This is a genomic window from Rhizobium sp. P1_E6 (genome assembly GCF_056405875.1).
This window is the reverse complement of sequence record NZ_JBFUBG010000018.1, coordinates 1-20,895: the sequence shown is the minus strand read 5'-3', so window position 1 is coordinate 20,895 and position 20,895 is coordinate 1. Positions and strand designations below refer to the sequence as shown.

The 20,895-nt window shown below is 60.2% G+C and carries 24 protein-coding genes; 13 read left to right on the top strand and 11 right to left on the bottom strand.

Features of this window, described 5'->3' with window-relative positions; genetic code table 11:
* The first annotated feature begins 290 nt into the window (after positions 1-290).
* From AC1D35_RS11970 to AC1D35_RS11945, 6 genes are all read left to right on the top strand, one after another.
* A complete protein-coding gene (locus AC1D35_RS11970) occupies positions 291-521 on the top strand; it encodes a hypothetical protein (RefSeq protein ID WP_477938624.1) in 231 nt (76 codons plus the stop codon).
* Positions 522-681: 160 nt separating this feature from the next.
* Positions 682-1,584, top strand: coding sequence for a diaminopimelate epimerase (dapF, locus tag AC1D35_RS11965; RefSeq protein ID WP_113308697.1), 903 nt, complete (start codon positions 682-684; stop codon positions 1,582-1,584).
* Entirely contained in the window at positions 1,581-2,855 is a 1,275-nt protein-coding gene (gene mtaB / locus AC1D35_RS11960; RefSeq protein WP_113308698.1) for a tRNA (N(6)-L-threonylcarbamoyladenosine(37)-C(2))-methylthiotransferase MtaB, read from the top strand. Before dapF ends, mtaB begins: the two co-directional genes overlap by 4 nt.
* Positions 2,856-2,870: 15 nt before the next feature.
* The gene (gene ftsY, locus AC1D35_RS11955; protein WP_113308699.1) at positions 2,871-4,325 is read left to right on the top strand and encodes a signal recognition particle-docking protein FtsY; all 1,455 of its coding nucleotides are present in this window, start codon (positions 2,871-2,873) and stop codon (positions 4,323-4,325) included.
* Between the two features lie 61 nt (positions 4,326-4,386).
* A complete protein-coding gene (locus AC1D35_RS11950) occupies positions 4,387-5,031 on the top strand; it encodes a septation protein A (RefSeq protein WP_113299609.1) in 645 nt (214 codons plus the stop codon).
* Complete coding sequence (locus AC1D35_RS11945) at positions 5,028-5,615, top strand: DUF2585 domain-containing protein (RefSeq protein ID WP_113308700.1); 588 nt, start codon at positions 5,028-5,030, stop codon at positions 5,613-5,615. The genes AC1D35_RS11950 and AC1D35_RS11945 overlap by 4 nt, the downstream gene beginning before the upstream one ends.
* Here AC1D35_RS11945 and AC1D35_RS11940 read toward each other — a convergent pair.
* From AC1D35_RS11940 to ccmA, 5 genes are read right to left on the bottom strand one after another with little or no spacing between them, the layout of a single operon-like run.
* Positions 5,612-6,220, bottom strand: coding sequence for a DsbE family thiol:disulfide interchange protein (locus AC1D35_RS11940; RefSeq protein ID WP_113308701.1), 609 nt, complete (start codon positions 6,218-6,220; stop codon positions 5,612-5,614). The genes AC1D35_RS11945 and AC1D35_RS11940 overlap by 4 nt on opposite strands.
* A complete protein-coding gene (gene ccmD, locus AC1D35_RS11935) occupies positions 6,217-6,387 on the bottom strand; it encodes a heme exporter protein CcmD (RefSeq protein WP_113299612.1) in 171 nt (56 codons plus the stop codon). The genes AC1D35_RS11940 and ccmD overlap by 4 nt, the downstream gene beginning before the upstream one ends.
* Positions 6,388-6,389: 2 nt before the next feature.
* Complete coding sequence (locus AC1D35_RS11930) at positions 6,390-7,151, bottom strand: heme ABC transporter permease (RefSeq protein ID WP_113308702.1); 762 nt, start codon at positions 7,149-7,151, stop codon at positions 6,390-6,392.
* Between the two features lie 48 nt (positions 7,152-7,199).
* On the bottom strand, positions 7,200-7,859 hold the full coding sequence (gene ccmB, locus AC1D35_RS11925) for a heme exporter protein CcmB (protein WP_113308729.1): 660 nt from the start codon (positions 7,857-7,859) through the stop codon (positions 7,200-7,202).
* A complete protein-coding gene (ccmA, locus tag AC1D35_RS11920) occupies positions 7,856-8,500 on the bottom strand; it encodes a heme ABC exporter ATP-binding protein CcmA (RefSeq protein ID WP_113308703.1) in 645 nt (214 codons plus the stop codon). The genes ccmB and ccmA overlap by 4 nt, the downstream gene beginning before the upstream one ends.
* Before the next feature lie 261 nt (positions 8,501-8,761).
* Here ccmA and acnA point away from each other — a divergent pair, with 261 nt between their 5' ends.
* The 3 genes from acnA (at position 8,762) to AC1D35_RS11905 (ending at position 13,104) form a co-directional block, all read left to right on the top strand.
* Complete coding sequence (acnA, locus tag AC1D35_RS11915) at positions 8,762-11,452, top strand: aconitate hydratase AcnA (RefSeq protein WP_113299616.1); 2,691 nt, start codon at positions 8,762-8,764, stop codon at positions 11,450-11,452.
* Between the two features lie 236 nt (positions 11,453-11,688).
* Complete coding sequence (locus AC1D35_RS11910; RefSeq protein ID WP_113308704.1) at positions 11,689-12,429, top strand: DUF1223 domain-containing protein; 741 nt, start codon at positions 11,689-11,691, stop codon at positions 12,427-12,429.
* Positions 12,430-12,702: 273 nt separating this feature from the next.
* Positions 12,703-13,104: a DUF2794 domain-containing protein gene (locus tag AC1D35_RS11905; RefSeq protein ID WP_113299618.1), complete on the top strand. Its 402-nt coding sequence runs from the start codon at positions 12,703-12,705 to the stop codon at positions 13,102-13,104.
* 6 nt (positions 13,105-13,110) lie between these two features.
* Here the strand turns inward: AC1D35_RS11905 and AC1D35_RS11900 are convergent, their stop codons facing one another.
* The 4 genes from AC1D35_RS11900 to AC1D35_RS11885 form a co-directional block, all read right to left on the bottom strand.
* Positions 13,111-13,668, bottom strand: a complete 558-nt coding sequence (locus AC1D35_RS11900) for a GNAT family N-acetyltransferase (RefSeq protein ID WP_113308705.1) — start codon at positions 13,666-13,668, stop codon at positions 13,111-13,113.
* A gap of 111 nt (positions 13,669-13,779) precedes the next feature.
* Positions 13,780-14,508: a Bax inhibitor-1/YccA family protein gene (locus AC1D35_RS11895; protein ID WP_113299619.1), complete on the bottom strand. Its 729-nt coding sequence runs from the start codon at positions 14,506-14,508 to the stop codon at positions 13,780-13,782.
* 178 nt (positions 14,509-14,686) lie between these two features.
* A complete protein-coding gene (locus tag AC1D35_RS11890) occupies positions 14,687-17,230 on the bottom strand; it encodes an ABC transporter permease (RefSeq protein ID WP_113299620.1) in 2,544 nt (847 codons plus the stop codon).
* Positions 17,227-17,934: an ABC transporter ATP-binding protein gene (locus AC1D35_RS11885; protein WP_113299621.1), complete on the bottom strand. Its 708-nt coding sequence runs from the start codon at positions 17,932-17,934 to the stop codon at positions 17,227-17,229. The genes AC1D35_RS11890 and AC1D35_RS11885 overlap by 4 nt, the downstream gene beginning before the upstream one ends.
* A 72-nt stretch (positions 17,935-18,006) precedes the next feature.
* Between AC1D35_RS11885 and AC1D35_RS11880 the strand changes: the two genes are divergently transcribed.
* Entirely contained in the window at positions 18,007-18,651 is a 645-nt protein-coding gene (locus AC1D35_RS11880) for an arylesterase (protein WP_113299622.1), read from the top strand.
* A gap of 68 nt (positions 18,652-18,719) precedes the next feature.
* Positions 18,720-19,313: an RNA 2',3'-cyclic phosphodiesterase gene (thpR, locus tag AC1D35_RS11875; protein ID WP_113299623.1), complete on the top strand. Its 594-nt coding sequence runs from the start codon at positions 18,720-18,722 to the stop codon at positions 19,311-19,313.
* On the opposite strand, the gene AC1D35_RS11870 is transcribed toward thpR, so the two are convergent.
* Positions 19,220-19,720, bottom strand: coding sequence for a low molecular weight protein-tyrosine-phosphatase (locus AC1D35_RS11870; protein ID WP_113308706.1), 501 nt, complete (start codon positions 19,718-19,720; stop codon positions 19,220-19,222). The genes thpR and AC1D35_RS11870 overlap by 94 nt on opposite strands.
* A 35-nt stretch (positions 19,721-19,755) precedes the next feature.
* Between AC1D35_RS11870 and AC1D35_RS11865 the strand changes: the two genes are divergently transcribed.
* Positions 19,756-20,061 carry a 4a-hydroxytetrahydrobiopterin dehydratase gene (locus tag AC1D35_RS11865; protein ID WP_113299625.1) on the top strand — a complete coding sequence of 102 codons (306 nt, stop codon included), beginning with the start codon at positions 19,756-19,758 and terminating at the stop codon, positions 20,059-20,061.
* Positions 20,062-20,112: 51 nt separating this feature from the next.
* Positions 20,113-20,505: a YkvA family protein gene (locus AC1D35_RS11860; protein ID WP_113308707.1), complete on the top strand. Its 393-nt coding sequence runs from the start codon at positions 20,113-20,115 to the stop codon at positions 20,503-20,505.
* Here the strand turns inward: AC1D35_RS11860 and AC1D35_RS11855 are convergent.
* The coding region (locus AC1D35_RS11855) for a sigma-70 family RNA polymerase sigma factor (protein ID WP_477938623.1) at positions 20,502-20,895 on the bottom strand (394 nt) is incomplete at its 5' end. The two genes, AC1D35_RS11860 and AC1D35_RS11855, sit on opposite strands and share 4 nt — an antisense overlap.

Below are 20,895 nucleotides of genomic sequence, written 5' to 3'. Positions count from 1 at the left end.
AGTCAAGGCGAATGCGACTAGCGACGGCTTGGCGAATTTTTCCGACGTTTTACGAGAGGCGGCCGCGAGCATATTTTCCTGTGCAATCTGTAGTGGCAAAGGAAGTATATATTCATATAAACTAAAATGTTGTCTCTAATAAATTACCGATATCTGGTGCCCCAAAGATGAGTATTTCAACCGAAGAGCCGAATTCGCTATAAAGGCCGGTTGCAAAATATTTCGCTTATGATTCTACTTTCTATTTAAGTGCATTCTGTAAAATGATTCGTGAATATCCTTGATCCCGAATGAATCGGTGGAGATATCGAATGATAAACCCTGACATCCAGGACTGGGCGCTGGCGCGCGCCCATACTATTGTTTTGAACGAAGGCTTGAATCTGGCGAAGGCAGCACAGGATCTGGATCGTAAACGGTCCCGCTTGCTGGTCTATGAGCTGAGAAAGGTCATCACCGCGGCTATCGTCGAAGCCCATGTAGCATCCTTCAATTCCGACGGCACGCTGCGGGAAATCTGAATGGCGCCCGGTCCCAGGGTTAACTGGGCCTCATTCCTTCTGATTTCGCGGACGTAGCCTCGGCGCGTGAGGAAGAGGACGATGCCCGTCCGGCGCTCACCCACTGGTAATCCCTGCGCATTTCCGCCATATACAGCCGAAACGCAGTGGATATGGTCAGATGAGCAACACGGTCGAATTCGCGAAGATGAACGGGCTTGGCAACAAGATTCTGGTCGTCGACATGCGCGGACGGACCGACAAGGTGACGCCGCAGGCGGCGATCGCGCTCAATGCTGCCTCCGACACGCAGTTCGACCAGATCATGGCGATCCATGATCCGAAGGCGCAGGGCACTGACGCCTATATCGACATCCTCAATTCCGACGGTTCCAAGGCGCAGGCCTGTGGCAACGGTACGCGTTGCGTCGTGCAGGCGCTGGCCGCCGAAACCGGCAAGAAGGCCTTCACCTTCCAGACGGTCGCCGGCATCCTGAATGCTGTCGAGCATGACGACGGCACGATCTCGGTCGACATGGGCCGGCCGGTTTTTGAATGGGACCGCATTCCGCTGGCGGAAGAATTCTACGATACCAGCCGTATCGAATTGCAGATCGGGCCGATCGACAGTCCCGTGCTGCATTCGCCCTCGGCCATGTCTATGGGCAATCCGCATGCGATCTTCTGGGTCGACCGCGATCCGATGAGCTTCGATCTCGAGCGTTTCGGGCCACTGCTCGAAAACCATCCGATCTTCCCGGAAAAGGCCAATATCACCCTGGCGCAGGTCATCTCGGATTCAGCACTGCGGACGCGGACGTGGGAACGCGGTGCGGGCCTGACGCTTGCCTGCGGTTCGGCTGCCTGTGCCTCCGCCGTCAGCGCCGCACGCACCGGCCGCACGGGCCGGAAGGTGAGCATTGACGTCGCTTCAAGTCCTATCCGTCAACCGCTCATCATCGACTGGCGCGAGGATGATCATGTCGTGATGACCGGGCCTGCCGAATGGGAATGGTCCGGCTTGGTCGATCCGTCGACCGGTATGTGGTCGCGCGATGCCGAACGCGGGGCGGAAGCGCGGTGAGCGGCGTCGAGGTCATCACCTTCGGCTGCCGTCTCAATACTTATGAATCCGAAGTGATGAGATCGCAGGCGGAAGCGGCCGGGCTCAACAATGCGATTCTGGTCAATACCTGCGCCGTGACCGGCGAGGCCGTACGCCAGGCCCGCCAGGCGATCCGCCGCGCGCGCCGCGACAATCCGCATGCCCGCATCATCGTCACCGGCTGCGCGGCCCAGACGGAGAAGCAGACCTTTGCCGAAATGGCCGAGGTCGATGCGGTATTCGGCAACGAGGAGAAGCTGAAGGCAGCTTCCTACCGCGCGCTTCCTGATTTCGGTGTTTCGGCAGAAGAGAAGCTGCGTGTCAACGACATCATGAGCGTGCGCCACACTGCGCCGCAGATGGTCAAACACATCGATGGTCATGTACGCGCTTTCATCCAGGTGCAGAATGGCTGCGACCATCGCTGCACCTTCTGCATCATTCCTTATGGCCGCGGCAATTCGCGCTCCGTGCCCATGGGCGCTGTGGTCGATCAGGCGCGCAATCTCGTCGAAAGCGGCTATTGCGAAATCGTGCTGACCGGAGTCGACGCCACAAGTTATGGCGACGATCTCCCAGGCCAGCCGACACTCGGGCTGCTGGCAAAGACGCTTTTGAAACAGGTACCGGATATCCGCCGCCTGCGGTTGTCTTCCATCGACAGCATCGAGGCCGATCGCCATCTCATGGACCTGATTGCCGACGAGCCGCGCTTCATGCCGCATCTGCACCTGTCGCTGCAGCATGGTGATGACATGATCCTGAAACGCATGAAACGCCGGCACCTGCGCGACGATGCCCTGCGCTTTATCGAGGACGTCCGCCGGCTGCGGCCGGACATGAGCTTTGGCGCGGACATGATCGCCGGTTTTCCGACGGAGACCGAAGAAATGTTCGAGAATACGGTGCGGCTGGCGGAAGAGGCTGACATCGCGCATCTGCACGTCTTCCCCTATAGCCCGCGGCCCGGCACGCCTGCTGCGCGCATGCCGCAGCTCGACCGTTCGCTGATCAAGGACCGCGCCGCTCGCCTCCGCGCCACTGGACAGATGCTGCACCGGCGCCATCTGGACAAGATGGTCGGAACGCGGCAATGGCTGCTGGTGGAAAACAACGGTCTTGCCCACACGGAAAACTTCACGCTTGTCACTGTCCCCGGTCTTCGTCCGCGCGATATCGTCGAAGCGACGATATCTGGCCACAACGGCAAGCATCTCGACATGCAATTGACGGCTGCCGCGGCGGCCTGACTTCACGGACAGCTCATGGCGCTCAGTTTCATCAAAAAGGTCTTCACCTTCGGCAAGCCGGCGGAAGAGCCTGTGCCGGATGCCGTCGAACGGGAACTGGAGCCGCGTTCGCGCGACGAAGATCTGCCGGTTGCAGACGATCCCGTCCTCGCTGAAGAAATGGACACCGCCGGTGGACCTGCGGCCGACTTCGATGAAGCCATAGCTGAGCAGGAACCCGTCGAAGCCGAGTCGGATGTGTTGCCGACTGTCGATCATCTCGGCGACATGGGTGTCGTGCCTTTATCGCTGCTTGAGGCGGAAGCGGCGGCCGAGGAAAGCCCGACGGTTTCCGTTGATGCTGTCGAAGACGAGCGGATGCCGGATTGGGGCGCCGACGACGAGCGCCTGGCCGAGATCGTCGAAACGCTTGCCGAGGAAATTCCTGCCGCAGAGGTCGTCGCGCAAGAGCTGGTCATTGAAGAGGCACAGGCGGCCGAGCCGGTTCTTCCCAAAGGCTTCGCAACCGGACCGACCGCAGAGCCCGAATCTGTGCTTACGACGCAGCCAAGGCTTTCCTGGTTCCAGCGCCTGCGCAATGGCCTGGCGCGCACATCATCACAGCTCACCAGCCAGATCACCGCGCTCTTCACAAAGCGCAAGCTGGACGACGACACGTTGCAGGATCTGGAAGACCTGCTGATCCAGGCCGACCTCGGTGTAGAGACGGCAATGCGCGTCACCGATACGCTTGCTTCCGAGCGCTACGGCAAGGATGTGACCGGTGAGGATGTGAGCCGCATCATGGCGGCCGAAATCGCCAAGGTTTTGAAGCCGGTCGCCAAACCGCTGCAGCTCGATCTCTCGCACAAGCCGCATGTCATCCTCGTCGTCGGCGTCAACGGCACCGGCAAGACGACGACGATCGGCAAGCTTGCAGCCAAGCTTTCCGGCTCGGGCCTCAAGGTGATGCTGGCTGCCGGCGATACGTTCCGCGCTGCGGCCATCGAGCAGCTGAAGATCTGGGCCGATCGCACCAAGTCGGAATTCATCGGCACCAAACTTGGCGCCGACGCGGCGGGTCTTGCCTATGATGCCTTCGAACAGGCGAAGGCCAGTAAATGCGATGTGCTGATCATCGATACGGCCGGCCGCCTGCAGAACAAGACGGAGCTGATGGCCGAGCTCGAGAAGATCGTGCGCGTGCTCGGCAAGCTCGATCCCGATGCGCCGCACACGGTTCTGCAGACGCTCGACGCGACGACGGGCCAGAACGCGCTCAATCAGGTCGAAATCTTCCGCAATGTCGCAGGCGTCAGCGGCCTTATCATGACCAAGCTTGACGGCACGGCGCGCGGTGGCATTCTGGTGGCGATTTCGGCCAAGCATAAGCTGCCGGTCTATTTCATCGGTGTCGGGGAAGGCGTCGACGATCTCGAACCGTTTGAGGCCGAGGATTTTGCGCAGGCCATTGCCGGCATTGGCCAATGATGCCACAGATTAGCCGTTGATGGCTTGCATGCATTGCAAAAAAAAGCAGGTTTGAAGAAGTATGACGACTGAAAGCGATATCACTCCCAGCGCCGCAGACCGGCATCACCCGCTTCTGAAACTGGCGCTCGAACTCGGGCCGCTTCTGGTCTTCTTCTTTGCCAATCTGCGCGGTGAATGGTTGGTAACAAGCTTTCCCGCACTCACCGAACTCGGCGGCCCGCTTTTCGTGGCGACAGCGCTGTTCATGGCCGCGACCATAATTTCGCTCGTCGTTTCGAAGATCATGCTCGGCCATCTGCCGATCATGCCCTTCGTTTCAGGCATCGTCGTCGTGATCTTCGGCTCTCTGTCGATCTGGCTGCAGAACGAGACCTTCATTAAGATGAAGCCGACGATCGTCAATGCGCTCTTCGGCTTTGCGCTGCTCGGGGGGCTTGCCTTCGGCAAGTCGCTGCTCGGCTATGTCTTCAACGCCGCCTTTCAGCTCGATGCCGAAGGATGGCGCAAGCTGACGATCCGCTGGGGCATCTTCTTCCTGTTCCTTGCGGTACTGAACGAAGTCGTCTGGCGCAATTTCTCCGACAGTTTCTGGATCGCCTTCAAGGTATGGGGCACGATGCCGATCACCATCATCTTCACCATGGCGCAGATGCCGCTGGTGCTGAAGCACAGCATTTCTACCGAGGCGGAAAGCGAGAAGTGACGGCAGTCGAGGGCGCCGCCCGATCGCGGCATCAGATCTTCTGGTTTTCTGCCTGCCTGGCAGTGCTGGTCGCACAGATCGTGATCGAATATCTGCTGGGCCGCGTGCCAATCTGCACCTGCGGCTATGTCAAGCTCTGGGAAGGCACGGTCAATTCCAGCGGCAATTCGCAGCATCTGTCCGACTGGTACACGCCGTCGCATATCATCCACGGTTTCCTGTTCTACGGGCTTGCGCATCTCGTGCTTCGCGGCAAACCGCTTGCGGTGAAACTGCTTCTGGCTGTGCTCATCGAATCCGGATGGGAGCTTCTGGAAAATTCGCCGCTGATCATCGATCGCTACCGTACGGCGACGATCTCGCTCGATTACTACGGCGACAGCATCATCAATTCGGCGATGGATACGATCTTCATGGCCGTCGGCTTCTTCTTCGCCTGGCGGGCTCCCGTCGTGCTGACGGTCGCTATTGCCATCTTCTTCGAGCTTTTCACCGGCTATGTGATCCGGGACAACCTGACGCTCAACGTGCTTATGCTGATCTGGCCGGTCGAGGCGATCAAGGTCTGGCAGGGCGGCGCTTAGGAGGCCGGCTTGGCCAGCGCCTTCTCCATCGCGGGAAACAGCCCTTCCTTCAGGCTGATATCGTCGAAGGGGCCGACACGCTTGTAGATGATCGTACCGTCAGGCGTGACGAGATAGCTTTCCGGAATACCGTAGACACCCCAGTCGATCGCCGCCTTGCCGTTCGGGTCGACGCCGATGGCATGGTAGGGGTTGCCGAGTTCGCCGAGAAAACGCAGCGCGTTCTCGTTCTTGTCCTTGTAGTTGATGGCAACGATGTTCAGTCGTCCATCCTCGGCTAGCTGCTTGAGCAGAGGATGTTCGTCGCGGCAGGGAATGCACCAGGAGGCGAAGACATTGACGAGGGTGAGCTTGCCCTTGACCGCCTCGTCCGTCAGCGCCGGCAGGCTGGAGCCTTCGAGCGGCGGCAGGTTCAGCGACGGCGCCTTGGTGCCGATCAGCGCGGAGGGGATTTCGGCGATGTTCTTGCCGTGGAAATCCTGGTCGTAGAGCATCTTGCCAGCGGTTGCGGCGATGCCGCCGAAGACGACGAGCGGGATCAGTGCAAAAGCATAGCGGCTGACGCCGCGGCTCTTCGGCTTATTGTCTTGCTGAGCTTCGGTCATTCACCGTCCTTCGGTCGGGCAGAACGGCGACGGATGCCGGCGGCCTCGAGCGCTGCCAATTCCTTCTGGCGGGCACGGCCGTCAGACCAGGTCCAGAGCGTCACCGCAATCGTCACCAGGGCGGCGAAACCATAGGAGCCGTAAACGTAGAAAGCGTAGGAGCCCACCGCTATTCCTCCCGGTTTGCCATACGGGCGGCCATCCGGCGCTGGGAGGCAATGCGGCGGCGCCAGATCTCGTTTCTCATCGCCATTAGATGCAGCGTGAAGAACAGCAGCGTGAAGGCGATTGCCATGATCAGGAGCGGGCGCAGAAACTCAGGATCGATTGCCGGGCCGTCAAGGCGCAGAACGCTTGCCGACTGATGCAGGGTGTTCCACCAGTCGACCGAGAACTTGATGATCGGGATATTGACGAAGCCGACGAGGATCAGGATGGCGGTAACACGTGCAGCCTTCGAAGGATCGTCCATCGCACGGCTCAGCGCGATCAGGCCGAGATACATCAGGAAAAGGATGAAGACAGAGGTGAGCCGCGCATCCCAGACCCACCATGTGCCCCACATTGGCTTGCCCCAGAGCGAGCCGGTGACGAGCGCAAGCAGGGTGAAGGCGGCGCCGAGCGGGGCTGCGGCCTTGGCCGAAACGTCTGCCAGAGGGTGGCGCCAGACGAGCGTGCCGATCGCCGAAATGCTCATGATCGTGTAGCACATCATGGCGAGCCAGGCAGACGGCACGTGGATATACATAATGCGCACGGTCTCGCCCTGCTGGTAGTCGCCTTCGGTCGAGAAGCTCAAATAGAGACCAGCCACGAAACAGAGGGCGGTGATACCCGCCAGCCATGGAATGACGCGCGATGCCAGCGCCAGAAACCGTGTCGGGTTGGCGAGATCACTGAATTTGCTGATGGCCAGGCTCGTTTCGCTCATATCCGCTTCCTTACCTTGATCCGTGCGGAGCCGCAATCGAAGCGCCGATCAATCCGCTGTGTTTCTAAGCGCCAGCGCAGCCGCCGCCGGGCCGATGACGGCAAAGAAAAGCGTCAGGGCGATGAGGATCAGAAAAGGCGGCAGGAAGGGCGATGGTCCCTCGACCGCCGCGTAGGTGGCGCTGACGCCGAAGATCAGCACCGGGATCGTCAGTGGCAGGATCAGCACCGATACCAGCAGTCCGCCACGCGGCAATGCGACGGCAACAGCGGCGCCGACCGCACCGATAAAGGTGATGGCCGGCGAGCCGACGAGGAGGGTGAGCATGGTTGCGCCAATCGCCGTCTCGTTCATGTTCATGAAAAGGCCGAGCAGCGGTGAGGCAATGACGAGCGGCAAACTGGTTGCTGTCCAGTGCGCCGCGCATTTGACGAGCACGGTCAGGACCAGCGGTGTTTCCTGCATGAGCATCAGATCGAGCGAGCCATCGTCGCGCTCCGCCTGGAACAGCCGATCGAGGCCGAGAAGGGCTGCAAGCAGCGCGCCGATCCAGACGATGGCGGGGCCGATGCGGGCGAGAAGCGCAAGGTCGGGTCCGACGCCGAAGGGGATGACCGCGACGATCGTCAGAAAGAAGAGAATGCCGATGAGTGCTCCGCCGCCGGCGCGGATGGAAAGCCTGATATCGCGAAGGAAGAGGGCGGTCATCCCCACACCCCTTGATCTACACCGGCAAAGCCGGTCATTTTCAATTCCTTAACCCCATCCAATCCCAGCGGCTGGTGCGTTGCCGCGATGACGAGGCCGCCTTCTCGGCGATGGCCTTCAATCAATTCCGCAAACAGTTTGTCCGCGCTTGCATCCAGCGCCGCAGTCGGCTCATCCAGGATCCAGACCGGGCGGTGTGCGACCAGAAGCTTGGCGAAGGCGAAGCGGCGCTGCTGGCCAGCAGAAAGATAGCCGAATGGTAGATGTGTGATGCCGGGCAGGCCAACGGCCTCGGCAGCTTCCTCGGTGCCGAGGCCGGGCTCACTGCCGGCCCCCAGAAAAGATCGCCAGAAATCCAGATTCTCTGCAACCGTAAGTTCAGTCTTCATGGCGTTACGATGGCCGAGGTAGTGGCTCGCTTCGGCCGCCGGGCGCCTCTCGGCACCGAACGAATCAGAGACCGTGACGGAGCCTTTTTCCGCCCTCAAAAGACCGGCGATGACCCGCAATAAAGTGGACTTTCCCGATCCGTTTTTACCCGTCAGAATTAGTGCCTCTCCGGCCTGCAAGTGAAAGGAAACGTTAACGAAAATCAGATCTTCCCCGCGCCGGGCAGCAAGATTTTCAGCGATGAGATGCATGCATCGGTTCTTTCTTCATTGCGCTCGTGGGCAGGCTCAAAAAATGTAAAATTTCGACCTTTGTTGCTATGGCAAGTCTTTACGAAATTATCTATAAGACCTGCAACCACGCCAGCGGTCGGCGTGAATTTCATCCTTGCGCCGAACTTGGGGTCTTCTCCTCACGTGCGGACAGCGGAAATGGCCGTACCCGCATCCTGATGTGCATTAAGTGCATAGGCGTTCGCACGACTGTGTTGGCTATCAGAAACGGGGTCTCTCGTGTCTAAATCTCTTGACAGTTTCAATTGTCGGTCCACGCTTTCCGTCGGTGGAAAGGACTACGTCTACTACAGCCTGCCGAAGGCTGAGGCAAACGGCCTGCCCGGCGTATCGAAGCTCCCCTATTCGATGAAGGTGCTGCTGGAAAATCTGCTGCGCTTCGAAGACGGCCAGTCGGTTACCAAGGAGCACATCCTTGCCGTCGCCGAATGGCTTGATAACAAGGGCGCCGTCGAGAACGAGATCGCCTATCGTCCGGCCCGCGTGCTGATGCAGGACTTCACCGGCGTTCCCGCCGTCGTCGATCTGGCTGCAATGCGCGATGCAATGGTCTCCCTCGGTGGCGATCCGGAAAAGATCAACCCGCTCGTTCCCGTTGACCTCGTCATCGACCACTCTGTTATCGTTGACGAATTCGGCACGCCGCAGGCTTTCGCCAGGAACGTCGAGCTGGAATACCAGCGCAATGGCGAGCGTTACCGCTTCCTAAAGTGGGGCCAGCAGGCATTCAAGAATTTCCGCGTCGTTCCTCCGGGCACCGGCATCTGTCATCAGGTCAACCTCGAATATCTCGGCCAGACAGTCTGGACGAAGGAAGAGGACGGCGAAACGATCGCCTATCCGGATACCTGCGTCGGCACCGACTCGCATACGACGATGATCAACGGCCTCGGCGTTCTCGGCTGGGGTGTCGGCGGTATCGAAGCTGAAGCGGCCATGCTCGGCCAGCCGGTCTCGATGCTTCTGCCTGAAGTCATCGGCTTCAAACTGACCGGCAAGCTGAAGGAAGGCGTCACCGCGACCGACCTCGTTCTGACCGTCGTGCAGATGCTGCGCAAGAAGGGCGTCGTTTCCAAGTTCGTGGAATTCTTCGGCCCGGGCATGGACAACATGCCACTCGCCGACCGCGCAACGATCGGCAACATGGGCCCGGAATACGGCGCGACCTGCGGCTTCTTCCCGGTCGACGGCGAAACCATCAACTATCTCACCATGTCCGGCCGCACGCATGACCGGATCGCCCTCGTTGAAGCCTATTCGAAGGCCCAGGGCATGTGGCGTGACGGCGACGGTTCCGAGCTCGTCTTCACCGATACGCTGGAACTCGACCTCGGCGATGTTGTCCCGTCGATGGCCGGCCCGAAGCGCCCGGAAGGCCGTATCGCGCTTGAGAACATTGCTGCCGGATTCGCCGGCTCGATGGATGCCGACTACAAGAAGCCCGGCCAGCTAAACAACCGTTATGCGGTCGAAGGCACGGATTTCGATCTCGGTCATGGCGATGTGGCGATTGCCGCCATCACGTCCTGCACCAATACGTCGAACCCGTCGGTTCTGATCGCTGCCGGCCTTCTCGCCCGCAACGCCGTTGCCAAGGGCCTCAAGACCAAGCCGTGGGTCAAGACCTCGCTCGCTCCCGGATCGCAGGTGGTCGGCGAGTATCTCGCCAAGTCCGGCCTGCAGGCTGACCTCGACAAGCTCGGTTTCAACCTCGTCGGCTTCGGCTGCACGACCTGCATCGGCAATTCCGGCCCGCTGCCGGCGCCGATCTCCAAGACGATCAACGACAAGGGCCTGATCGTTTCCGGCGTGCTCTCGGGCAACCGCAACTTCGAAGGCCGCATCTCGCCGGACGTTCAGGCGAACTACCTCGCCTCGCCGCCGCTCGTCGTCGCCTACGCTCTTGCCGGTACGGTTCAGAAGGATCTGACCAATGAGCCGATCGGCGAAGACCAGGATGGCAATCCGGTGTTCCTGAAGGATATCTGGCCGACTTCGCACGAGGTTCAGGAATTCATCCTGAAATATGTCACCCGCGAGCTTTACGAAACCAAGTATGCCGACGTCTTCAAGGGCGACGAAAACTGGCAGGCCGTTCAGGTTCCCCCAGGCCAGACCTATGCCTGGGACGACGATTCGACCTATGTTCAGAACCCGCCCTATTTCGTCGGCATGGGCAAGAAGGGTACCGGCATTTCCGATATCAAGGGCGCCCGCGTTCTCGGCCTCTTCGGCGACAAGATCACCACCGACCACATTTCCCCGGCCGGTTCGATCAAGGCTGCTTCGCCGGCAGGCGCCTACCTGCTCGGCCATGACGTCGCCGTTGCCGACTTCAACCAGTACGGTACGCGTCGTGGCAACCATGAGGTGATGATGCGTGGCACCTTCGCCAACATCCGCATCCGTAACTTCATGCTGGGCGCGAACGGCAAGGAAGGTGGCTACACCATTCACTATCCGTCCAAGGAAGAGACGTCGATCTACGATGCGGCCATGCAGTATAAGGCCGAAGGCGTCCCGCTGGTCATCTTCGCCGGTGTTGAATACGGCAACGGCTCTTCGCGCGACTGGGCTGCAAAGGGCACGAACCTGCTTGGCGTCAAGGCCGTCATCGCTCAGAGCTTCGAGCGCATCCACCGCTCGAACCTGGTCGGCATGGGCATTATCCCCTTCGTCTTCGAAGAAGGCACGACGTGGCAGAGCCTCGACCTGAAGGGTGACGAAATCGTCACCATCGAAGGCCTCGAGAACATCAAGCCGCGCGAAAAGAAGATCGCCAAGATCACTTATGCCGATGGCACGGTGAAGGACGTTCCGCTGCTGTCGCGCGTCGACACGCTGGACGAGGTCGTCTACCTCAACAATGGCGGCATCCTGCAGACGGTTCTGCGCGATCTCGCAGCCTGATTGTTAAGATACTTGCCTGATAATCACCGCCGGAAAGCGATTTCCGGCGGTTTTTCTTTGCGGAAAACGGAGCTGTTTCACTGCTCACGGTGATGTGTTTCGGCCGCAATCCGCCTGGGCCTCCGTCTCACCCGTTCGTGACTTTCCGTTTGGACCCGGAAGGATTATTCGTACGTTCATATCTCAGAGCCGGCGGTTGAAGACCGCTGTCGGCGCTGAAAAAGAGGTGCTGGTGAATGTCCCCGCGTTTTATGATCCCGCTGATCGCCGGGCTTGCGTTTGCAGGTCCGCTCCTGGCTGAAGACGGCGCGCCGAAAGGCGTCGTTGAGCTATTCACGGCGCAGGGCTGCGCCTCCTGTCCGCCGGCAGACGCTGCGTTCCGCAAGCTCGTCAGCCAGGGCAATGTCATCGCACTCGCCTATCACGTCGATTACTGGAATTATCTCGGCTGGGCCGACACGCTGAGCTCAAAGGAAAATACGGAGCGGCAGTACGGCTATGCCCGCATGATGGGCCGCAGCAACATCTATACGCCGCAGGCGATCGTCAATGGCCGTGACCATCTCGCAGGTGCGGACCTTGCCGGCATCAACGGCAAGGTCAACGGCTATGCGGATGAGGGCAAAGGTCTGACCGTGCCTGTTAATGCTCGCATGCGCGGCGACGAGCTGGAGATCAAACTCGGTGCCGGCCAGGGCAAGGCCAATGTTGTGATCGTTTATTTCGACAAGGAAAAAACGATCGACGTCGAGAAGGGCGAAAACAGCGGCCAGAAGATTTCCTACCTTCACAGCGTGACCGATGTGGAGACTGTCGGCATGTGGGACGGCAAGGCCATGACGCTCACCCTGCCGGCGAGCGTCATGGAAAAACCGGATCTGGAAGGCTCGGCGATTCTCTTGCAATCCGTGACAGCTAACGGCGATCCGGGCGCAATCCTCGGTGCGGCCGTCGTCATGGCGGGAAAAAATATCTAGGAATTTCATCCGCTTGCGGATGAATGTCAGGCGGCCCGGCCAAGCGTATTCGGGGCTGGGGTTAAGGTCGATACGCTCCGCCGGGCCCTTTGGCGCGCTGGCGCCAAACTGGAACCTATAGTTCTCTTGGAAATGAGGCGCTGTTTTGACTGAAATGCGGCGCTGCGGAGAAAGCAGGTTTCGTCCCCAGTGTGATAGTCCGTGCCCTTGCAATTTGCCGCGGCTCGGGCAAACTGTCACTCTCCTGTCACACGTGGAGGTCTTGGGAGTCTGATGACAGATACGCCGGATTTGCGACACGGCGAAAGCCGCTCCGTCGACAATAGCTCTTCAACCGTCGTTGATCTCAAGGAATACAGACAAAACAAGGACCCAATGCCGGTGACATTTCACCGGCGGGAGCTCGACCAGATTCTATGGATCTATGGTCGCATGGTGGGTGAGGGCGAGTGGAAAGACTATGCCATCGACCACACCAGGGAGAAGGCAGTTTTCTCCGTCTTCAAGCGTTCGGGCGAAATGCCGCTTTTTCGCATCGAGAAAAACCCGAAACTCGCGGCCAAGCAGGGCGCCTATTCGGTCGTCAACATCAACGGAATGATCCTGAAGCGCGGCCACGAGCTCGGACTGGTGCTGAAGGTCTTCGACAAGTCGCTGAAGCTCGTCGACAAATAGGCGATATCACCCCTTGAATAGGTTGCCCGGATAGGCAGCGGGGTCGGGATGCGTTTCCGTTCCTTCGCCGAGTATTCGCTGCATCAGCATCGTATCCAGCCAGCGGCCGTGCTTGTAGCCGGCGCCTTTCATCAGCCCGAGCTCTTCGAAACCGAGCGAACGGTGAAGCGCGATCGACGCAGGGCTCGCGCCGCCAATGACCGCGGTCATCTGCCGAAAACCCGATGCCGTGCAGCGGGAAATCAGCTCTCTAAGGAGCAGTTTGCCGATACCCTTTCCGCGCGCCTCCGTGCCTAGATAGATCGAATCCTCGACCAGCCAGCGATAGGCCGGGCGGGTGCGGAAAGCGGAGGCATAGGCGTAGCCAAGCAGGGTTCCGTCCTCGCCCGTTGCAGCGATGTAGGGGTAGCCCTGCTCGCGGATGATGGAGAAGCGAGCCGTCATTTCCGCTTCGGTCGGCGGCGTGATCTCGTAGCTCGAGGTGCTGTTCAGCACCGATTCGCGGTAGATCTCGGTAATGGCGGGAAGATCGGAGGGAATGGCGTCGCGCAGGATAGGGGGCATTTCGGATCGATCGGCACTGTTGGAGGACTGGCCCCGTTGAAGCACTCCAGCGAACTGCTCGCAACAAAAAAGGCGGCCGAGGCCGCCTTTTCGTTTTCATTCCGACCCTGCTTATTTCCGGTTACCCATGAACTGCAGCAGGAACATGAAGAGGTTGATGAAGTCGAGGTAGAGCGTCAGCGCACCCATGATGGCCTTGCGGCCGGCGACATCAGAACCGTCTGCTTCAAAGTACATTTCCTTGATGCGTTGCGTATCGTAGGCGGTGAGGCCTGCGAAAATCAGCACGCCGATCGCGGAGATTGCGAACTGCAGGGCAGACGAAGCCAGGAAGATGTTGACCAGCGAAGCGATGATCAGGCCGAAGAGGCCCATGATCAGGAACGAGCCCATTGCCGACAGGTCACGCTTGGTCGTGTAGCCGAAGAGCGACAGCGCGCCAAAGGAAGCGGCAGTCACGAAAAAGGTCTGCGTGATGCTCGACTGCGTGTAGATCAGGAAGATCGACGACAGCGAGAGACCGACCAGCGCTGCATAGACCCAGAAGGTCGTCTGCGCGGCAGCGACGCTCATGCGGTTAATGCGGAAGCTCAGGAAGAAGACTGCCGCAAGAGGCGCAAGAATGATGACCCAGCGCAGGGGCGACTGGAACAGCAGGTTGCCGAACTGCGTGAGCTGGCCGTCCTGCACAGCGAAGGTGAATGCGAAATAGGCGGCCAAACCAGTGATCGCCAGACCCAGCGCCATCAGGTTGTAGACCTTGAGCATATAAGCGCGGAGGCCTTGATCAATCACTTCGCCGGTTTGTGCGCGGCTTTGATAGTTACGGAGATCAGCCATAGTTTCCTCTTACAAGCTCCGATGGAAATACGGTGTCGGGTTCACGACCCGGGCGCCGCTGCGGAGCTCCAGCATGCCTGCTGACAATATGAGGCTTTTGCCCTTTTCAAACAAGGCCTTTGCAATCAGCCGTTCGGTTAAATCGCCGTAAGGTGAAGGGATATGAGCGTCTCACCCGTCACAGCTCGCGCAAAACGGGTGCCGCTTTCTGGCCGAGGATGCGCCAGGTGCCGATCAGGCCGATGCCGACGGTCAGCACGAGGGCGGTGACCAGGGTCACACCTGCGACGTCAGGCATGAAAGTGGAGGGCAGGCGCATGATGCGGCTGACGATGAACCAGGCGGCCACGCCGCCGGCAAGGAGCGCGAAGATGGCGGTGGCAACACCAAGGATCAGGTATTCGTAGCTGAAAGCGCGGATCAGCATGGTCCGGGTCGCGCCGAGGGTTTTCAGTACAACGGCATCATGGGTGCGCGCCCGGTTGCCGGCGGCCAGCGCTCCTGCCAGCACGAGGATGGAGGCGATGAGGGCAACGGAGGCGGCTGCGCGGATCGCGGTCGCAAGCTCGCCGACCAACTGGTTGACGATATCGATCGCGTCCTTGACGCGGACACTCGTGATCGTCGGATAGGTGTTGGTCACGGATTTCAGGATTGCGGCGTCTTCCGTCTCCGTGGATGCGGGATCCGTCAGTGTCGCCAACCATGCATGCGGAGCGCCACGGAAGGTGTTCGGCGAGAACACCATGACGAAATTGATCGACAGCGATTCCCACTCGACCCGCCGCAGATTGGCAATCTTGGCGGTGATGTTGCGGCCGAGCACGTTGACGGTGACGGTATCGCCGATCTTCAGGCCGAGCTCACGCGCTTCCTCCGCCGAGAAAGAGACAAGCGGCTCGCCGCTATAATCCTTGCCCCACCACTGGCCTTCAGTCAGGGCGGAATTCTCCGGCAGGCTTTCCTCGTAGGTAATGCCACGGTCGCCATTCAGCACCCAGCGGCCCGCCGCCGGCACGTTCATCTTGGTCACATCCTGGCCATTAAAGGCGATGATGCGGCCGCGCAGCATCGGCACTTCCACCAGTTTGCCGTTCGGCGACTGGGTGTGGATCAGGTTGCGGAAGGCATCGACCTCGGCACTCTGGATATCGACGAAGAAGAAGTTCGGGGCGCCCTCGTTCATGCGGCCGGTCAATTGCTGGCGCAGGTTTCCATCGATCAGCGTGAGGGTCACGAGCAATGCAAGGCCGAGGCCGAGCGAGAGTACGACTGACGGTGTCAAAGCGCCGGGGCGGTGGATATTGCCGATCGCCAGCCTGAGCGCCGGCGAGCTGACGCGCGGGCTCCTGCGCGCCAGCCAGGCAATCAGCGCGGCGACAAGGCGCAAAATGACGAAGGCGAAGATGATGGCACCGACGAAGACCACGGCGATGAAGCGGTCATAGGCGGTAAAGATGGCAAGGCCGGCCAATGAGGCCATGAAGAGCGCGGCAAGCAGCACATAGGGCCAGGAGGGCAGGCGGCGGGCTTCAAAACCCTGCTCGCGGAAGAGGGCGGTGGCAGGAACTTCGCGCGCATGGCCAAGCGGCAGGATGGCGAAGGCGAGCGTCGTCAGCATGCCGAAGAGGGCTGCAAGCAGCAGCGCGCCGGGATAAAGCGTCGGATCTGTGGAAACCGGCAGGAACTGGGCAAGAAACTGTGCCGCCAGCATCGGTGACAGCGCGCCGAGCACCAGGCCGATCAGGATGCCGCCCGCCGCGATGAGAGCGATCTGGAACAGGTATATCCAGACGACGACCGCCGCTGGCGCGCCGAGGCACTTGAAGGTCGCGATCGTCGTGCGCTTGGCGTCAAGGAAGGCGCGTACCGCATTGGCGACGCCGACGCCGCCGACGATGAGTGCGGTCAGACCGACCAGCGTCAGGAACTGCGTGAAGCGGGTGATGTTTTCCGTCAGGGACGGTGCCGCGCGATCGCTGGTGCGGATCGACCAGCCGGCCGACGGGAATTCTCTGGTCGCGCGGGCCTGGATGCCGGCCATCGTACCGCGGTCTTCCAGCTTGATCTTGTAGGCATGCTCCACAAGGCTGCCGGTCTGGATCAGGCCGGAGGCCTGAAGCGCGTTCCGGCTGACCAGCATACGGGGGGCGAAACCGAAGCCTTCAGAGAGTGCATCCGGTTCCGTCTTGACGGTGCCGGTGATGCTGAGCTTGACGTTGCCGAGCAGCAATTCGTCGCCGATCTGCAATCCCAGCCGCTCCAGCAGCAACGGGGCGACAACGGCGCCGTAGGTGCCGCCCTCTCCTGATAGCATGGAAGCAAGCGGATAATTCGGCTCTGCTTCGAAGGTGCCATAAAGCGGATAGGCCCCGTCGACAGCCTTGACCTCGACCAGCGCTTGATCGGATCCGTCGGGCTTGCGGGCCATGGAGCGCAGGCCGGTGGAGACGGAAACCTCCCCGAGGCCGCGCAGAAAATTCATCTCCTCTGGCGTGGCTTCGCGGTTGTTGAGTTCGAAGCGAACATCACCGGCGAGAAGCTCCTGCCCCTGCGAAGCGATCGTATCGGTGATCGACTGAGATACCGAATTGACCGCGGCGATTGCCGCGGTGCCAAGCGCGATACAGGCGAGGAAGATGTAGAAGCCTTTCAGGCCGCCGCGCAGCTCGCGAAGGGCCAGGCGGAAGGCGAGCGAGATGCGCGGTGTGACAATCCTCATGCGATCGCCGCCTCGGAGCGACGGGCGGCGCTGTCGCCTTCAATGCGACCGGAGCGGACGCGGATCTGGCGCGAGCAACGGTTGGCGAGGCCGACATCGTGCGTGACGAGCAGCAAGGTCATGCCGCGTTCGGCCTGCTTGGAGAACAGGAGATCGGCGATCTGCCGGCCGGTATCGGTGTCAAGATTGCCGGTCGGCTCGTCGGCGATCAGCAGTGCAGGCGAGGGAGCCAGCGCGCGGGCGATTGCAACACGCTGCTGTTCGCCGCCTGAGAGCTGACCGGGATAATGGCTCAGGCGCTCGCCGAGCCCGACTGAGTTCAGCTCGCGTTGGGCGATCTCAAAAGGGTTGGGAATATTGGCGAGCTCGAGCGGCACCGCGACGTTTTCCAGTGCCGTCATGTTGGCGATCAGATGAAAGGACTGGAAGACGATGCCGATGTTGCGACCGCGGAAATCGGCGACCTGATCCTCGCTCAGTGCATGCAGGGGCGTGTCGTTGATGTTGATCTCGCCGCTGTCGAGCTTTTCCAGGCCTGCAAGCACCATCAGGAGCGTGGACTTGCCGGAGCCGGAAGGACCGACGATGCCGACGGATTCGCCGGCGCTGATCTCCAGATCAATGCCCTTCAACACATGGACGGAGGCCGCAGCGCTACCGAGCGTCAAATCGGCTTGTTTCAGATCGATGATGGTTTTGGCCAACAGAAATCGCCCTATATAATTCCCTAACCGAATGGCCGCATAACGGCACCTAGCCAATCTAGGGAAAGCATTATGAGATTTAAAGTTGCCGCCCTTCACTTCGCCGTCATTGTTTCCGCACTGATTTTCTCGACGGCTGCCGAAGCCCGCACCATCAATCTGGTCGGTTTCGGCGACAGCCTGATGGCGGGCTACCAATTGCCGCCGGGCGATGGCTTTCCCGAGAAGCTGCAGGCGTCCCTGAAAGCCAAGGGGATCGATGTTGCGATCACCAATGCCGGCGTCTCCGGCGATACGACGACGGGCGGGCTCGCGCGAATCGACTGGTCTGTCCCTGACGGCACCGACGGCGTTATCCTCGAGCTTGGTGCCAATGATGCGCTTCGCGGCATCCCCCCGGAACAGAGCGAAAAAAATCTCGACGAGATGATAAGCCGGTTAAAGCAGCGCGGCATCGCCGTCCTGCTCGCCGGCATGATAGCGCCGCCGAACATGGGCGCGGATTATGCCGAACGCTTCAACCCGATTTACCAGAAACTCGCGGAAAAACATGGCGTTGAACTCTATCCATTTTTCCTCGACGGCGTGGTCCTGGATGCTGGTCTGAAGCTCGACGACGGCATGCATCCCAATGCCAAGGGTGTCAATGTGATGGTGGAGAAGATGGAACCGGCTGTCACAAAATTCGTCGAGACGATTTCTTCTGTGAAGAAATAGGGGCTTGCACAGGTTTGTAATGCGTGATTCCGTGTGAGCACCTGCAAAAGATTCGGGGAGTGCTCGTTATGCCGAGACTTTTTACCGCCCTCGAAATTCCGCGCAATGCGGCGATGAGCCTATCATTGTTGCGCGGTGGTCTTCCCGGAGCACGATGGATCGATGTGGAGAATTACCACATCACACTTCGCTTCATCGGCGATGTCGATGGCCGGACCGCAGACGAAATCGTCGAGCGCCTCGACCGGATCGACCGGCCGGAATTCCAGCTCCGGCTTGATGGCATCGGCTCTTTCGGCTCCAAGAAACCGCATTCGATCTGGGCCGGGGTTTCTCCTTCGCCGGAAATGTACGCCCTGCAGGGCGAGATCGAGCGGATCTGCCAGCGCATCGGCCTGCCGCCGGACCCGCGCAAGTTCACGCCGCATGTCACGCTCGCCCGGCTGAAATATTCGCGCGTCGACGATGTCGTGCAGTATCTCGCCGGCCGCGGCAACTTCCAGACCTCAACCTTCACCGTGCCGCGCTTCGTGCTTCTGTCGTCGCGCGAATCGGTCGGCGGCGGGCCTTACCTGACCGAGGAAGTCTTCCCGCTCCACGAGCCGCTGATGGTGCCGAGCCTTTCGACCAGCGTATTGCAGCCGTTCAAGAGCCTCGCATAGACGAACTCGAAGTCTTCCGGGCCGCCATAGTAGGGGTCCGGAATATTTTCGCCGGTGCCAAGCGCGAAATCGCCGAAAAGGTGAATGTTATCCGCATGTGGCGAACGGCGGCGCAGTTCCGCAACATTCGAGTGGTCCATGGCAAGGATCAGATCAAAATCTTCGAAATCGCCGGCCAATATGCGTCGGGCGCGTTGCCCGGCAATGTCGATGCCGTGGGCGCTTGCGGTTGCAATCGAGCGGCGGTTCCGCAATTCGCCTTGATGCCAGCCGCCGACACCGGCGGAATCGACGTGGACCGCATCATCAAGGCCTGCTCTAGCCACGACGCGGCTGAAAATTCCCTCTGCGAGCGGTGAGCGGCAGATATTGCCCATGCAAACAAAGAGGATGCTGATACGTTTCATCTGGGAGCCTTACGGAAGGATGAAAGGAGCATGACATGAAACGGGAAAAGCTGGAAAGGGCGGCCATCACTGAGTTGCTCGGCGATCTGGAGGGCTGGACGCTCGATGATGCGGCAGGTTCGATTTCGAAGACCTTCAAATTCGCCAGTTTCGTGGAGGCCTTCGGCTTCATGGCAGAGTCGGCGCTCGCGGCCGAGAAGCTCAACCATCATCCGGAATGGTTCAACGTCTATTCCCGTGTCGAGGTGAAGCTCAACACCCATGATGCCGGCGGGCTGACCGAGCTGGACTTCAAGCTCGCAAAGGCCATGGAGAAGGCGGCGGCGCGGCGGGCCGATTGAATCGGTTCCGGCCATCACCATATGTTCGGAGCGACTAAAAGGGATACAGGGATGGACGAGGTCAAATACGGGGAGATCCTGTTGCCGGGCGACGCGGATACTCAGAACCGGCGCGAAAAGACGGTGCGGCAGAAATTCTGGCCGACATTTCGTCGTGCCGTGCGCCAGATACCGTTTTCACGCGATGTGGTTGCCGGCTTCTATTGCGCCCTCGATCCGCAGACACCTGCCAGGGTGCGTGGCGTGCTCCTGGCGGCACTTGCCTACTTCGTCATGCCTGTCGACATCATCCCCGATGTCTTCGCCGTCATCGGCTTTTCGGACGACATTGCCGTCCTGTCGGCAGCCTTTGCCATGGTCAGGGGGAACATCCGGTCAAGCCACTACGAGGCTGCCGACCGCGTGCTTGCCGACCAGTCCGAAGACGGTATGAAGACGATTTAGGCCTCCTCCCGCTCCAGCAGGTTTCGGAGCTTGCCAAAGGCGAGCCTGATGCGCGACTTGACGGTGCCGAGCGGCAGGCCGGTCGCCTCGGCTATTTCGGTATGCGACTGGCCAAGGAAGAAGGCGGCCTGCAGCAGCGCCCTCTGCTCCTCCGGCAACTGGCCGACAGCGTCGCGTACCTGCGCGTCGCGGTCGTCATTGGCGACGATTTCGTCAGCGCGCATTTCTTCGGGCGGCTGGAGCGTCGGGTCCTCCCCGTCAAAAACGCGCACCTGGGCGCGGCGCTGAAGATCGATGCGCCGGTTGCGGGCGATGCGGAAAAGCCAGGTGGAGAGAGAGGAGCGGGTGGGATCGTAGAGGCCGGCCTTGTGCCAAAGGACAATCATGATT